The organism is Exiguobacterium sp. s166, assembly GCF_018618855.1.
In the GTDB taxonomy this organism is placed as follows: domain Bacteria; phylum Bacillota; class Bacilli; order Exiguobacteriales; family Exiguobacteriaceae; genus Exiguobacterium_A.
In genome coordinates this window covers 13,309-28,565 of the sequence record NZ_JACSMU010000003.1, presented here as the reverse complement: position 1 = coordinate 28,565, position 15,257 = coordinate 13,309, and the positions used below count along the sequence as shown (strand labels likewise).

At 44.8% G+C, this 15,257-nt stretch carries 11 protein-coding genes and 1 tRNA gene; 4 read left to right on the top strand and 8 right to left on the bottom strand.

What is annotated here, in order from left to right; all coding sequences use genetic code 11:
* Positions 1-132 precede the first annotated feature (132 nt).
* Entirely contained in the window at positions 133-1,602 is a 1,470-nt protein-coding gene (locus KNP93_RS07895; RefSeq protein WP_214854354.1) for a glutamate synthase subunit beta, read from the bottom strand.
* Positions 1,599-6,077, bottom strand: coding sequence for a glutamate synthase large subunit (gene gltB, locus KNP93_RS07890; RefSeq protein WP_214854351.1), 4,479 nt, complete (start codon positions 6,075-6,077; stop codon positions 1,599-1,601). Before gltB ends, KNP93_RS07895 begins: the two co-directional genes overlap by 4 nt.
* A gap of 285 nt (positions 6,078-6,362) precedes the next feature.
* Here gltB and KNP93_RS07885 point away from each other — a divergent pair, with 285 nt between their 5' ends.
* Both KNP93_RS07885 and KNP93_RS07880 read left to right on the top strand, forming a co-directional pair.
* A complete protein-coding gene (locus KNP93_RS07885; RefSeq protein ID WP_114596547.1) occupies positions 6,363-7,205 on the top strand; it encodes a transporter substrate-binding domain-containing protein in 843 nt (280 codons plus the stop codon).
* Positions 7,202-7,888 carry an amino acid ABC transporter permease gene (locus KNP93_RS07880; protein ID WP_131503635.1) on the top strand — a complete coding sequence of 229 codons (687 nt, stop codon included), beginning with the start codon at positions 7,202-7,204 and terminating at the stop codon, positions 7,886-7,888. Before KNP93_RS07885 ends, KNP93_RS07880 begins: the two co-directional genes overlap by 4 nt.
* 67 nt (positions 7,889-7,955) lie before the next feature.
* On the opposite strand, the gene KNP93_RS07875 is transcribed toward KNP93_RS07880, so the two are convergent.
* Complete coding sequence (locus tag KNP93_RS07875; protein WP_214854349.1) at positions 7,956-9,788, bottom strand: putative bifunctional diguanylate cyclase/phosphodiesterase; 1,833 nt, start codon at positions 9,786-9,788, stop codon at positions 7,956-7,958.
* Between the two features lie 156 nt (positions 9,789-9,944).
* Between KNP93_RS07875 and KNP93_RS07870 the strand changes: the two genes are divergently transcribed.
* Positions 9,945-10,574 carry an FMN-dependent NADH-azoreductase gene (locus KNP93_RS07870; RefSeq protein WP_214854346.1) on the top strand — a complete coding sequence of 210 codons (630 nt, stop codon included), beginning with the start codon at positions 9,945-9,947 and terminating at the stop codon, positions 10,572-10,574.
* On the opposite strand, the gene KNP93_RS07865 is transcribed toward KNP93_RS07870, so the two are convergent.
* The 5 genes from KNP93_RS07865 to KNP93_RS07845 all read right to left on the bottom strand — a co-directional run bounded on the left by KNP93_RS07865 (position 10,571) and on the right by KNP93_RS07845 (position 13,733).
* Entirely contained in the window at positions 10,571-11,446 is an 876-nt protein-coding gene (locus KNP93_RS07865) for a helix-turn-helix domain-containing protein (RefSeq protein WP_131503632.1), read from the bottom strand. The two genes, KNP93_RS07870 and KNP93_RS07865, sit on opposite strands and share 4 nt — an antisense overlap.
* Before the next feature lie 23 nt (positions 11,447-11,469).
* Positions 11,470-12,351, bottom strand: coding sequence for a helix-turn-helix domain-containing protein (locus KNP93_RS07860; protein WP_114595616.1), 882 nt, complete (start codon positions 12,349-12,351; stop codon positions 11,470-11,472).
* 34 nt (positions 12,352-12,385) lie between these two features.
* Entirely contained in the window at positions 12,386-13,258 is an 873-nt protein-coding gene (locus tag KNP93_RS07855) for a helix-turn-helix domain-containing protein (protein WP_214854343.1), read from the bottom strand.
* Positions 13,259-13,350: 92 nt separating this feature from the next.
* A tRNA-Thr gene (locus KNP93_RS07850) sits at positions 13,351-13,421 on the bottom strand.
* A gap of 114 nt (positions 13,422-13,535) precedes the next feature.
* Positions 13,536-13,733: a hypothetical protein gene (locus KNP93_RS07845; RefSeq protein ID WP_014970552.1), complete on the bottom strand. Its 198-nt coding sequence runs from the start codon at positions 13,731-13,733 to the stop codon at positions 13,536-13,538.
* Between the two features lie 149 nt (positions 13,734-13,882).
* Here KNP93_RS07845 and KNP93_RS07840 point away from each other — a divergent pair, with 149 nt between their 5' ends.
* Complete coding sequence (locus tag KNP93_RS07840) at positions 13,883-15,061, top strand: MalY/PatB family protein (protein WP_214854340.1); 1,179 nt, start codon at positions 13,883-13,885, stop codon at positions 15,059-15,061.
* Positions 15,062-15,257 lie beyond the last annotated feature (196 nt).

Sequence of the window (15,257 nt, the reverse complement as noted above, 5' to 3'; positions counted from 1 at the left end):
TTCGAAATGGGTACAAGATAAACAGGATTATCAATTTTCTTTTTTTAACATTGTCCAACATTCATGACAAACCAAAAAACGTTCGAATCTCCTGCCTGAGGAGTCTCGAACGTTTTTTGATTTCACTACTGATCAACCGGTTTGCTGGTGCAAGCTCAGGAGGTGTTGCTCAACTTTTTCAGCAACTTCCCGTCCTTCCCGGATCGCCCAAACAATCAATGACTGACCGCGCCGGGCATCGCCGGCGGCAAATACACCCGGTCGGCCGGTCGCGTACGACCGCGTTTTAATCTTCCCGTTTTGTGTCTCAACCGGTAGATGACGTAGAACATCCTGCTCGACACCGCTGAACCCGATTGCAATCAACATCGTATCGACCGGATAATATTTTTCGGTGCCCAGAAGCTTCTGAAACTCAACCCGTCCATCGCCATGGCGGATTTTTTCATTATGAATCGTCCAGACGCCGGTTAATCGTCCGGCTTCATCCGTCGTGTAACGCTCAATCGCAATCAAGTATTCTCGTGGATCACGACCAAATTGAACGAGGGCTTCCTCATAACCATAATCGAGGCTGTACAGGTTCGGTGTATCCGGCCACATGTTGTCCGGTGTGCGTTCCGAACCCGGCATCTCGTGTTTCCCGAACTGGACGACGGAGCGGCATCCTTGCCGCAGTGCCGTCGCTACACAGTCTGCTCCCGTGTCACCGCCTCCGATTACGAGGACATCTTTCCCCCGTGTATCATGCAGGTCGATTAACGCTCGTCCTGTCAAAAGTTGCCGCGTCACGCTTGTCAAATATTCCATCGCGTATCCGACGCCACTACTCGGAGCGTCCGGTATTTTTCTTGGTTCAGTTGCGCCGACACAAAGGATGACGGCATCGTAATCGGCTTCCAGTTGATCCAGTGATAGATCAAGACCGATCGTGACACCGGTTTTGAACGTGATACCTTCCGTCTCAAGCAAGCGGACACGACGGGCAACGATGTCTTTCGAAAGTTTCATCGCCGGAATCCCGTATGTCAATAATCCACCAATTTGGTCTTCCCGTTCAAACACCGTCACTTGATGCCCCGCTTGGTTCAATTGATCGGCTGCCGCTAAGCCGGCCGGCCCTGAACCGACAATTGCAATCCGGTGTTGACTTCTGACCGACGGAATACGCGGTTGGACCCATCCTTTTTCAAAACCGATATCGATGATGGTCCGTTCGATCTGTTTGATCGTGACAGCAGGTTCGTTGATCGAGAGGGTGCACGATCCTTCACACGGCGCGGGACAGACACGGCCTGTGAATTCCGGGAAGTTATTTGTCTCTTGGAGCCGCTGCAGGGCTTCGTGGAAATTTCCCTGTTCGACCAGCACGTTCCATTCCGGAATCAAATTGTAGACCGGACACCCGATTTTGACTTGTCCATACGTCTCACCGACATGGCAAAACGGTGTCCCGCAATCCATGCAACGGCTGGCCTGCTCCGACGCTTCCGATTCAGAAAAACGTTCTTTGTACTCATTAAAATCGCCAACTCTTTCCCTGCTGTCACGTTCCTTGCCTGCCTGGCGAGGAACGTTCATAAATTGATCCCGTCTCTTCATTTTTCCCCTCCTGTTCCGCGTCCGATATGCGTCTCAAATGCCAGCAACATCGCTTCTTCTGTATTGTGTCCCTGTTGCGCGTAGCCTGCCATCAGAGTCGTCACAGCTTGGTAGGTCGTCGGGATGACACGGATGAATGAGCTGAGGACATGATCCCAGTTTGCCAGGATGGCATGACCTTGTTCACTGTTCGTCCGCGCAACATGCCGCTCGATAAACGATTTTAAGCGTGTTGCTTCTTCCGGGTCAGAAACAGCTCCCGTTACGACGAGTTCCCGATTGATCCGGGCCTCAAAACGTGTAACATCTTTTGGCAAGACGTACGCGACGCCACCCGACATTCCGGCCGCGAAGTTTAGTCCGACATCACCCAGGATGACGACACTTCCGCCCGTCATATATTCGAGACCATGATTTCCGATCCCTTCAACGACCGCGGTTGCTCCGCTGTTCCGGACAGCAAATCGTTCCCCCGCTTGACCATTGACGTAAAGTTCGCCGCTTGTCGCTCCGTACAGTGCGACATTTCCGATGATGACCTGATCAGAAGAGACAAAACTCGATTTTGCCTGTGGACGAACGGCGATGACCCCCCCTGATAATCCCTTGCCGACATAGTCGTTGGCATCTCCTGACACATTCAATGTCATGCCGCGTGGAATATACGCCCCAAGACTTTGACCGGCTGAACCTGTCAGATTCAGCGTTAACCGATCCGTCGGAAGCCCCATTGCGCCGTAGAGCCGTGTCAAACGTGATCCGGTATTCGTTCCGATTGCCCGGTCTATATTGGTGATCGGGAAGGCAAAGGTTTGTTGTTCCGTAAAGGATTCATCCGTGATGACAGTTTCCAGTTCCCGTCCGTCAAAGGAAGCCGAGACGTAATGCTGTTGATACTGCCGGTTTTCTGCCGAATAACCCGGCATGACGAACAGTCGGGATAAATCGAGACTGGAAGCTTTCCAGTGCGTCTTCATCCGGTTGGACGTTTCTAACAGCTCGGTCCGACCGACTAAATCGGCTAAACGTCTCACACCGAGTTGTGCTAAATATTCACGGACTTCTTCGGCGACAAATTCCATGAAATGGACGACATGATCCGCCGATCCTGTAAATTTCTCACGTAATTTCGGATCTTGTGTCGCGACACCAACCGGACACGTATCGAGGTGGCAGGCCCGCATCATGATACAGCCGACGGCAATTAACGGTGCCGTTGCAAACCCGTATTCATTGGCTCCGAGCATCGCAGCGATGATGACATCGCGTCCCGTCAATAACTTTCCATCCGTTTCCAAAACGACCCGGTCCCGTAATCCGTTTAATGCAAGTGTCTGATGGGTTTCGGCCAAGCCCAGTTCCCACGGTAATCCCGTATGTTGAATGCTGGTCTTCGGTGAAGCACCGGTCCCTCCGTCATGACCGCTGATGACAATGACATCGGCCAATCCTTTGGCGACGCCGGCAGCAATCGTTCCGACACCGCCTTTGGCGACTAGCTTAACACTGATCCGCGCCTGATCATTCGCTCGTTTCAAGTCGTGAATCAACTGCGCCAAATCTTCAATCGAATAAATATCATGGTGGGGTGGAGGTGAAATCAATCCGACACCGGGTGTCGAGGCCCGGACACGGGCAATCCACGGGTAAACTTTTTCTCCCGGCAGCTGCCCGCCTTCTCCCGGCTTTGCTCCTTGTGCGACCTTGATTTGCAGTTCGTCGGCATGGACGAGGTAATCGCTCGTGACACCGAATCGACCAGATGCAATCTGTTTGATCCGGCTCATCCGGGAATCACCGTTTTCATCCAAATGATACCGTTCCTCTTCCTCACCGCCTTCACCGCTGTTACTTTTCCCGCCGAGCCGGTTCATCGCAATCGCTAACGTCTCGTGTGCCTCTTTGGACAGCGAACCGTAAGACATGGCTCCCGTCTTGAAATACTTGACGATTTCGCTGACCGGTTCAACTTCTTCAAGCGGAATCGGAGTCGTTTCCCGGAAAGACATGAGGTGACGCAAAAACGTCGCCGGTTCTTCCTGGATCCGGGAAGAATAGGTTTTGAACAAGTCATACCGACCGGTTCGGCAAGCATGTTGCAGTAAATGAATCGTTGCCGGGTTGAACGCATGATGTTCTCCGTCGTGCCGATAGCGGAAGACACTGCCTGACTCAAGGTGTGTCCGTCTGATTCCTTCTTCATGTTGACGAAGAGCTTCCTGTTCAATCAGTGACAAGTTCAAACCGTCGAGTTGCGAGACAGTTCCTGTGAAGTAACGGTCGATGACCTCTTCGGCAATCCCGACAGCCTCAAAAATTTGAGCCCCCCGGTAACTGAAGACCGTCGAAATGCCCATCTTCGACATGACTTTGACCACACCCTCTGTCACTGCGGACCGGTATCGCTCCGCATAGTCAGGCATCGTTTCGACAACGGCATCCTGTAACGTCGCATAGACAAGGTAAGGATGAATGGCATCGGCTCCGTATCCGAGCAAGGCGGCAAAATGATGGACTTCCCGGATTTCACCACCTTCGATGATTAAACTGACTTTCGTCCGCAGACCTTCCCGTATCAAATGATGATGGACAGCACTTGTGACAAGCAGGATCGGCATCGGGACAGCACCCGGCCGGACATTCCGGTCGGAAAGAATCAACAGTTCACAGCCCCCTCGGACGGCATGGACAGCTTGCTCGAGTAACGCTTCGAGTGTTTCCTCAAGCGGACCGTCAAATACGGTCGAGAGCGTCTTGTGAACGAGTTTCGTCTGCTTTAAGGCCGCAGCTTCCGATGGCGTGAGAACCGGGGATGTGAGACGAATCCGACGGCAGTTCTGCCGGTTCGGCGTCAACAGTTCCCCTTGCTGACCGAGCCAGGTCATCGTCGACGTAACGATTTGTTCCCGCAACGCATCGATCGGCGGATTCGTCACCTGCGCGAATAGCTGTTTAAAATACCGGAACAAGGATTGCGGCCGTTCACTCAGCACAGCAAGCGGGATATCCGTCCCCATCGCACCTAACGGATCTTTTTTCTCTTCCACCAGCGGAATCAAATACTGATCGATGTCTTCCCGTGTGTAACCAAACAACCGTTGTAACGTTCCGAGATTCGAGACCTCTTCCGTTTTCACGTCTGCCGGTAATTTTATCATCTCTTCCGCCAACCACTCGGCATAGGGATGGCGCATCGCGAGTTCACGCTTGACCTCTTCATCTGAAATCAATTGGCCGGACGCAAAATCAAGCAATAACAGTTCTCCCGGAACAAGGCGTTTCTTAAATAAGATATCGTGTTCAGCTACCGGCAGAACACCGGATTCTGAAGATAACATGAAATGACCGTCCCGCATCATCATGTACCGAGCAGGTCGCAGACCATTCCGGTCAAGTGTCGCCCCAATCTGTTTCCCATTCGTGAAGACAATCGCTGACGGACCATCCCACGGTTCCATCATACTGCTGTGATATTCATAATACGCCCGCTTTGCCGGCCGGACCTCTGCATGTTCGAACGGTTCCGGCACGAGCATCAATGCTGTTTCTGCCAGCGTCAATCCAGACAGATATAAAAACTCGAACGCATTATCAAGCATCGAGGAGTCACTGCCCGATTCGTCCAAAATCGGTAAGACATCTTTCGCCCGACGGCCGTACGTCGTTTTGGCCAATCCGTTTTCACGGCTCCGCATTGCCCGGACATTCCCTTGTAATGTATTGATTTCTCCATTATGGATGAGATAACGGTTAGGATGGGCACGTTTCCAGCTCGGAAAGGTGTTCGTACTGAATCTAGAGTGGACGATCGCGAAACCAGACTGGTACCGTTCATCCTGCAAATCATCAAAATACAAACCGAGTTGATCCGTCGTCACCAGTCCTTTGTAGACAATCGTCTCGCTGGAGCTGCTTAAGACGTATTGTTCGATACCGAGTTGCTCCGCTTCTCGCTCAAAAAGTCGACGAATCAAAAACAGTGTCCGCTCGAACGCTAATCCTTCGACGTTTTTGGCTTCAATAAAGCATTGCCGGATGACGGGTTCCGTTTGACGCGCTTTATCTCCGATTACCGTGTTCGTAACCGGGACAGTTCGCCACTCAATTAACCCTTGTCCTTCTGATAAAATAATCGATTCCAAAACACGTTCCAACCGTTGCCGCAAGCGGTCTTCCCGCGGCAAAAACATCATCATTACCCCGTAGTCCCCACTGCGTGGCAAGTTGATATTTCGTAACGTTTGGCGGAAGAGACGATCTGGTATTTGTGTGAGGACGCCGGCTCCATCACCTGTTTTGGCATCACTACCTTGTCCCCCCCGATGTTCCATCTGACACAACATCTTCAAGGCGTTTTGAACGATTTCATGACTTACTCGTCCCGTCCGATGAGCATAAACCCCGATTCCACACGCATCGTGTTCTTGTCTCGGATCATATAGTCCTTGCCGTTGCGGCATTTGATGAAATGACATATTACCACGCTCCTAACCGTTCTAAATTTTCTGTATATTCTGTTAAAATATACTTTACACTCTTTTATGTTTATTCGCCACCATGTATATTTCTAAAATCCGGTTCTTCAAATCCCTTGATAGACCGTCTCTTCTTGATGATAACGCTTACATATAGGTGAATATTTTTTTTGAATAAAATATTTTTCAAGAGGCTATTCTTTTTTGCGCCAATTCCATTTTCCATGGTACTTTTAAATAGAAAATAAATTATCAGTGCTTGTTAGGAAAAGGAGAATTGAAACGATGAAAAACTCTGTGAAATGGACGGGTCTCTTGATTGCAGGAACTGCCCTGGTCCTTAGTGCATGTGGTCAGGAAGAAAAACAAATGACCGCATACGATAAGATTCAAAAAGAAGGAACCTTGACAGTTGCAACGGCTGGTACACTTTATCCGACCTCATTCCATGAAGAAAAAAGCAATAAATTAACCGGCTTTGATGTCGAAGTCGTCAAAGAGATTGCTAAACGTCTTGATTTGAAGGTGGCATTTAAAGAAATGTCTTTTGACGGTATGTTGACGAGTGTAAACACTGGTCAAGTTGATTTAGCCGCCAATGATATTACAATTACCGATGAACGTAAAGGAAAGTTCGCCTTCTCTAAACCATACAAATATACGTACGGGACGGCGATTGTCCGTAAAAGTGATTTGTCCGGCATCAAGTCTCTGGAAGATTTAAAAGGCAAAAAAGCAGCGGGGGAAGCGACGACGACCTATATGCAAGTCGCTAAGAAATTCGGTGCAAAAGAAGTCACCTATGATAATGCGACGAATGATCAATATTTGCGTGATGTTTCCAACGGACGGACAGATGTCATCTTAAACGATTACTATTTACAAAGTTTAGCTGTCGATTTCTTTAAAGATTTCGACATTACGATTCATCCTGATATCGCCTACAATCCAAGTCAAGTCGGACTCATCATGGATTTAGACAACAAAGAATTACAGTCGAACATCAATGCTGAAATCGACAAGATGAAGAAAGATGGAACGCTTGCTAAACTGTCGAAAACATTTTACGCCAACAAAGACGTCTCGAAAATGCCGGATATCAAGACGACGCTCGTTGACGTGAATTGAACAGCTTCTTTGAAATTGAATGGCGGTCCGTCTTTAATCCAGAATTAGCACGAGAAGCGTTTCCTTACATCTTAGGTGGTCTTAGTCATACTCTTTGGATTTCGATTCTCAGTATGGTGATCGGCCTTGGTCTCGGCTTGTTACTGGCTTTGGCTCGGTTATCCACATCACGACTGTTACGGACGATTGCCACCCTCTATATTTCATTTATGCGCGGTGTCCCGATTCTTGTCTTATTATTCATGTTTTATTTTGGTTTACCGGTCATCAACATTCAACTGGATGCCTTGACCGCTGCCATTGCCGGCTTCAGTCTGAACAGCGCTGCCTATATGGCTGAAATCATTCGTTCATCCCTTTTGTCGGTGGACCGTGGTCAACAGGAGGCTGCCCAATCACTAGGACTTTCCAGATACCGTGTGTTCGTCGGCATCATCTTGCCTCAGGCTGTTCGACTGGCGATTCCTCCGCTGTCAAATGTCCTTCTTGATTTGGTGAAAGCCTCTTCGCTTGCCGCCATGATTACAGTCCCGGAGATTTTTCAACGGGCAAAGATTGTCGGTGGACGGGAGTTCGACTACATGACAGTTTATTTTGTCATCGCCTTCATTTACTGGGGAATCTGTGCCGTCATCGCTGCCGGTCAGGAAATGCTCGAACGGCGTTTCGCCCGCTATTTATAACGTGCAAAAGCTCAACCGTTTTCTACAGACGTCTCGTGACGAAAGTGAAAATGGCTGAGCTTTTGTATTAGGCTTCTAACTCGAGTAATGGTTCAATTGATAACGCTTCCAATGGTTTATGGAACAAATAGCCTTGAAGCGTCTGACACCCTAATCCTGTCAAAAGTTCCGCTTCTACCATCGCTTCAATTCCTTCCGCGACAATTGTCATCTTCAATCGACTTCCCAGCTGAATGATTGTCTCGACGATGGCTCGTTTTTCTTCCGAGTCAATCGCCGCCCGGACAATCTCTTTCGGAATTTTTAACTGATCGAAAGGTAATTCGACGAGCGTCTGCATCGATGAAAAGCCCGTTCCGAAATCGTCAAGCGCAATCCGGATCCCGTGAAGATGCAATTCATTTAAGGTTTTGATGATTTGTACCGTTCCTTCGATAAAAATATGTTCCGTCATTTCAATTTCCAATAAGTAAGGCGGAAAACCGGTCGTTCGTAAAATCTCCAATACCTTTTCGGTAAAGTCTTCTTGCCGCAACTGCCAAGGCGAGACATTAACAGCAATCGTTATTGGTTTTCGTCCTTGTTCCAACCACTGCTGTCCTTGCCGGCAGGCTTTACGCATTACCCATCCCCCAAGTGTTTCGATGAATCGTGTCCGTTCTGCCAACGGAATGAATTCCAGTGGCGAAATCAGCCCATATTTCGGATGATTCCACCGGACTAGTGCTTCAGCACCCGTGATGCGGTGAGTTGCTGCGCTGAGTTGTGGTTGAAACAACACAAAAAAGTCCCGGTCAAGATCAGCATCATACAGATCCCGTGTCAGTTGCATTGCTCGTTTGCGTTCATTTTGGGTTACCTGATCCGTAATCGCAAACGTATTTTTCCGATTTGACTTTGCCGTAAACAAAGCAATCTCGGCATCATTGATGACGTGATCAATCGACTCCCCGTTGACGAACGAAACCCCGATGCTTGCCGTTACATTGATTTGCTTAAAATCAATCTGAACACGTTCAGAAATACTGGCTAAAATCTCATCACATAGTTGATGCGGTGGCGTAGATGTTGCATGTAATAAAAAAGCACTTCCACTCGCTTTCGCCACGATGCAGTCCGAAAAACGGGTCATCAACCGCTTGCCGATAACATGAAGCGTCCGATCCCCCGTCCGGTAACCGAATGCATCATTAACTGTCTTAAAATCATCCAAGTCAATCAGACAGATGATATCTCCTGTAACTGCTTTTTTCTCCGTTTCAATGACAAAAAAGGACCGATTCGCCAGTTCCGTGACCGGATCGAAGAAAGCTTGTTCTTTTAATCGTGTCAGGTAATCGATGTTTCTTTCTAAATGCGTGACATATTGTCTATGAATCAACAGACTGATGAGTGTAGCAATCAGAATCAATCCAATTCGCGCGATATGATCAGTCAAACTAAAGGTCGAGATTCCTGTCGGTGCTTTTAACCAGACATACAACAGGGACAGGACACTGATTCCCGTCGCATACAGCAACATCGTCCGATTGATCACGACAAGAGACGTCAAGACAAATAACAACGAGGCTGCCCAAACCGTCTGTGCTCCATTGTCGATGTATGGATAGTAGATGAAAGGTATCAATAAGAAGACGCTCGACATCACATGGGGTTTCCATCGATCGGTCAGATTACTTTTTCCAATTAAAAATTGAACTACACCCACGATAAAAATTAGAAATGCCCGCCATCCGACAGACCGCTCCAACCCAGTTTGACTGATGCTACTTGAAAAAACATACAGAGCGGCACCGCAAGTAGTCAGCACAAAAATAATCATTCCGAACAGCCGATAATTTGCGTTTACTTCGCGATGATAGTGAAGATTTGCTGATGAAGGACGGTTATGCGCCTTCATATCATCCCCTCTTTTCCGTCAATTCATCCTTTCCTTTTCCTTATCAAGTTGGAATTAAAACCTAAATCCTCCATCAATTTGCTTTTCATTCTCCCACGTCTAAAGAAGTCTTCAATCGGGTATTTGACTAGTAAAGATTGAAAGGAGTGTTATGTCATGAGCCGTTTGTTATTTATTGAAGCAAATGATAGTACCCATCAAAAGAAAGGAATCAGCTCGCACATGAACGAAGCGTTTCTCGCGAGTTACCGGACACATCATCCGGATGATGAAGTCGTCGTACTCAATTTATTCGAGGAACGGTTACCGTTTTTTGATTTACGTCTCGCCACTGCTGCCGCCAAACTATTTCGTGGAGAATCCGTCGAGTCCGATGAACATGTGCCGCTCGACAAATTACAAGAATATCTGACCGGGTTTCTCGACTCGGATAAAGTCGTTTTTTCTTTCCCGATGTGGAATCTGACCGTTCCGGCTCCGCTTCATAATTATATGGACTATCTTGCACAAGCAGGTCAGACGTTTCGTTATACAGCAGAAGGGTCTGTCGGCTTAGTAACGGGCAAACAAGTTTTGTTGCTGCATTCACGCGGCGGGGACTATTCTACAGCGGATAAAGCTGATTCCGAACATGCCGTTCGTTACATGCTCGATATCCTTCGTTTCTTCGGGATTGAAGATGTCCAGACCATTATCCTGGAAGGACATCAGCAATATCCTGACCGGGCGGAGGAACTCGTCAAAAAAGCCCTCTCCGCATGTGAGAAGGCCGGGGGAACATTTTAAAATTTGTAGAGTAAAAATTCTTCGTGACTATCAATGACAAGTTGTTCATAGCTCGGCATCTCAAAGGCTTTAAACAGGCTGTAAGAAAGTGTAAAGTCTCTCTTAACGTCTTTGATATCACCATTGGTTTTTTTGGTAAAGTAGCCGCGTTGAAAATAAAAATGCCCTAAAAATGATGCATCGTCCAACGCAAGACTTTCTTTAATTCCAGTCGCTACTACTTTTAGCCCCTTTTCATAATTTTTTTGAAATGATAATTGTTGGGCATGGTTATACATTATTTTAATTCTGGTTTTCTTTAGTTCAATCGTATCAAAATTTAAATTTAATATTTCTTCATATACGTTTTCTGAATGAACAAACTGTTTGTTTTCAAAGTAAAAATTTGCAATCGCCATCTTGATACGGAGGTACATTTGAGGTGATTCAAACCAAACTTCTGCCGTATCCGTTAAACGAACTAATTGTGAGATACTTGTTCGGAAATCGACCTTTTTAGTGCGCTCATTACACACGATTTCAAAATATTTCAACAAGAGTAGAATTTCCTTGACTGTTGACTGACTTCTTATTTGTTCAATTTGATTCATTAGCTCATCAAATTGTTGGCTTCGGAATAAGCTGTTGAGGAGTCGGTCACATTCACGGAATTGTTCACTTTTATATTGATCACGAAATAACATCGACATCGGAATACGCAACCGTTTGGCAATTTGTTGCAACAAGTCAATTGTTGGTGAATTGCGTCCATTTTCAATTTTGCTAATTTCCGCCTGACTACATATACCTTCACACAACTCTTTTTGCGTCATTTTCTTTTGCTTACGAATACGTTTGATTTCATTTCCAATTGATACAGGTAGTGAATTCATTAACTTTCTCCCTTGATGTAACCTTATAAGAACTTAAATAACAGATAATCATTTCTTCCTTTTTCAACAATCTCGACGTAACGCTCTAAATTAAATGCAGTGAATAAAGTATATGACAACGTATAATCTTCTTTTATTTTTTTGATCTCATCAAATTCTAGCTTTTCTTTAAAATTCGCACGTTGATAAAAAAAATGTCCTAAAAAAGAAGAATTTTTTCGTTCTATGCTTTCAGATATACCTATTTCCGTCACTTTCATTCCTTCACGGTAGTCTTCTTGAAAGAACAGTTGTTGGGCATGGTTATATAAAATCTTAATCCGTAAGTTTTTTAATTCTTCTGTATTGTAATCCATTACTAGTAATGCTTCGTAAATCTTTCTAGAATGTACGAACTGATGATTTAAATAATAGTAATTTGCGATTGCTAATTTGATTCTTATATACATTAACGGTGATTCATACCATACTTCTTCTTGATCTGCTAAAAATGATAATTCCGAGATACAGGATCGATAATCCAACCTTTTTTTACCTTCTAATGCGATTAATTCAAAATATTTAGCAAGTAGATATACATTAATATTTATTGGAGTAGATAAAGTTTCTTTAACAGAATTAATAACAGCATCAAATTTTTGATTACGAAAGAGTTGTGTCCACCCCTGATCATATTCTTGAAACAGTACCGCTTGTGCGTCTTCCTCGAATAATTGTAGCATTGAAACATTTAGTCGATTTGCGATTTTTTGAATTGTTTCAATCGTTGCGGATACTTTTCCTTGTTCAATTTTACTTAATTCTGCTTGGCTACAAATATTTTGACAAACTTCTTTTTGAGTAAGTTGTTGTTCAAGCCGAATTCGCCTTAATTGATTTCCGATCGAATTTGAAAGTGGAATCATTTTATAAACAGCCCTTTTTTAATCAATATTCATTTTATTCGGTAAAAAGAAATTTTCGTTTTACTTCTTTAACAGTATTCGCATATCGAGTCATGTGAAATGCTTTAAATAATTCATATGCGATAACATAACTTTGAGAGGTTTCTTCACCATCACCGTTCAGTGCTTCTAACACTTCTCCCTTTTGATAATAAAGATGTGCGATATAAGAAGCATTACTCAACAGCACACTCGAATGAATACCTTTTAATGCAGTAGTCAGACTCTCTTCAAAGTTTCCCATCTTAAACAGTAGTTTTGCATGATTATATATAATTTTTAATTGCTGTTCGATCACTTTTTCATTACTAAATTCAAAATGCGTCTCTTCTAACTCTTTGTACAACTTTTCAGCTTGTCTATATTCCTGATTTTCTGCGTACAATATAGCTATTGCCATCTTTGCTCTTAAGTATAAATCCGGATAATTATATTTAATATCATTGTGTTCAATTAATCGATAAAGTTGAACCGATGTTGTCCGATAATCATAATTATTTATACGATACTCGCTAATGATTCGATAATATTCAAGTAATAATGTCGTCTCATCAAATCTATCACCAGTAGTAATATCATATGATAGAATTTGTTTATAGTTTCCTTCTCGAGTTAATTGTAGCAACGTATGGTCTATTTTTTTTACACTTTCTTGCTGCTTTCGATTTTCGAGTAGGAAAGAAACAGGTATTTCAAGACGTTCCGCAAGTTGTTGTAATAAATCAACCGTCGGTGAATTACGTCCATTCTCGATTTTACTGATTTCTGCCTGACTACAAATTCCCTGGCACAGTTCGGCTTGTGTCCAATTCCGTTCTTGCCGGATCCGCTTAATTTCGTTACCAATCGAAATATTTAATTGATTCATGGATGTCTCCTTCAAGATCAGTCCCTGTTCTAAACAAAAACAGGTCCTCCGTTCAAGTGATTGACTTGTGACGGAAGACCTGTTTATTTTGATGCTTCCGGCGAGAATCGAACTCGCACTGCAGCATTACCATTGCTGAGGTCTGCCATTAACCTACGGAAGCCTGTTTTTTCTAATATTAGTATAACGTAAGCCTAAATGAATATCAACTTTTTCAAGAAAATACAAAAAAAGCAGTTAAGGGAAATTTACTTCCCCCTAACTGTTTCATGATGCATTAAAGGACTGTTTTAGTTAATGAGTTATCAAAGACAATCAACACAGAATAATGTTCATCCGCTTTCGATGCGACGAATGTCGAGAATTTAAGTGTGATGATTGAATTTGAACCGACACCATTTTCCTCAAAGAAATGATTAAGTCGTTCTTCGAGTTCTTCTGGTGATCGTCCTACTAACACTTTTGAATGTAACATAAAATCCACCCCGTCCTTTTTTTTGTGTACGATATTGAGTTTTCCCATGCGCCCTTTTTTTAAAACCTCTATTTTTCTAACTTGCCGAAATGAGACCTGTTCGGTACTGTGAAGATATAGTTAAGTTTATATCGAAAGGACTGAACAAAATGAATGAGCATATGTTTGATGAAGTTTTAGAGAAAAGACAAACCGGGTCCGCCAAATGGGATGGTTTGAAACAACTGTTCGGATCGGATCAACTAATTCCGATGTGGGTTGCAGATATGGATGTCCGTCCTGCCGACTCGATAACGAAAGCTTTGACAAGACGGGCTGCAAGCGGCAACTTTGGCTATTCTCTGTTCGAAGAAAAAGCAAAACATGCCATTCAACATTGGTTTGACAAACGTTATGACCAATCGGTCGATTCGGCAACGATCCTCTATTCGAGCGGCGTCGTTCCCGCACTCGCACATAGTGTATTAGCATTGACGGAAGAAAATGATGAAATTATCATCCAGACTCCTGTCTATCCCCCTTTCCATCATGTTATAGAAGCGAACGGACGACGTTTAGTCGAAAATCCGCTTGCTTTACAGAATGACCGGTATGAAATCGACTTTACATTGCTCGAACAACAGATGAAGTCAGCACGCATGATCATTTTATGTAATCCGCATAACCCGACCGGTCGCGTGTTCAGCTTCGATGAATTGAAACGATTGGTTGCACTTGCTAAACAATACGGTGTCTACGTCTTGTCGGATGAAATCCATGCCGATTTGCTGTTTTCGAATGTAACGCATCATCCGATTATCGCGTTTGATTACGATCAGGTAATACTGGTCAGTGCTCCATCTAAAACATTCAATATCCCGGGACTTTATGCTTCTTATCTGATTGTACCGAACGCTGACTTGCGTCTTAAAATCGAGCAGGTGCAACAGGCGAACTTCGTGCATCCGAATGCTTTTGCGGCAACAGCTATCATTGCTGCTTATGAGGACCCGGAAAGCGAGCGCTGGTTACAGGAGTTGTTGGTTTACCTTGAAGAGAACCGTAACCATGCCATACAACGAATTCAAACAGAAATGCCTCGTCTCACCGTCGTTACACCGGACGCCACTTTCTTGCTTTGGATTGACTGTGCCGCTCTTCCTTTTAATTCGAAAGAGCGGGCTGACTGGTTAGTCAAGCAGGCTGGTCTTGCCCTGACACACGGAGAACCATTTGGAAAAAATGCTTCGACGTTTGAACGCTTGAATTTCGGATGCCCGCGAAGTCAGTTGGACGAAGCACTTAACCGTCTTCAAACGGCTTACCAAGCGATTGTCTTTACAGATTAAGTTACGTTCCCACCCGCGATTCAAGTGATTTTTATATCACTTGAATCGCTTTGTTCATACAGACAAATTTTTAATTGTACCTTTTTTGACAACACCATTCATTTCGATTACCTTGCCATTTGACAACATTTCCATGACTGAATTTCGAAAATTAGAACTTCTAGAGGGACGAAAACCGTCCCAACCCCTTGATAGA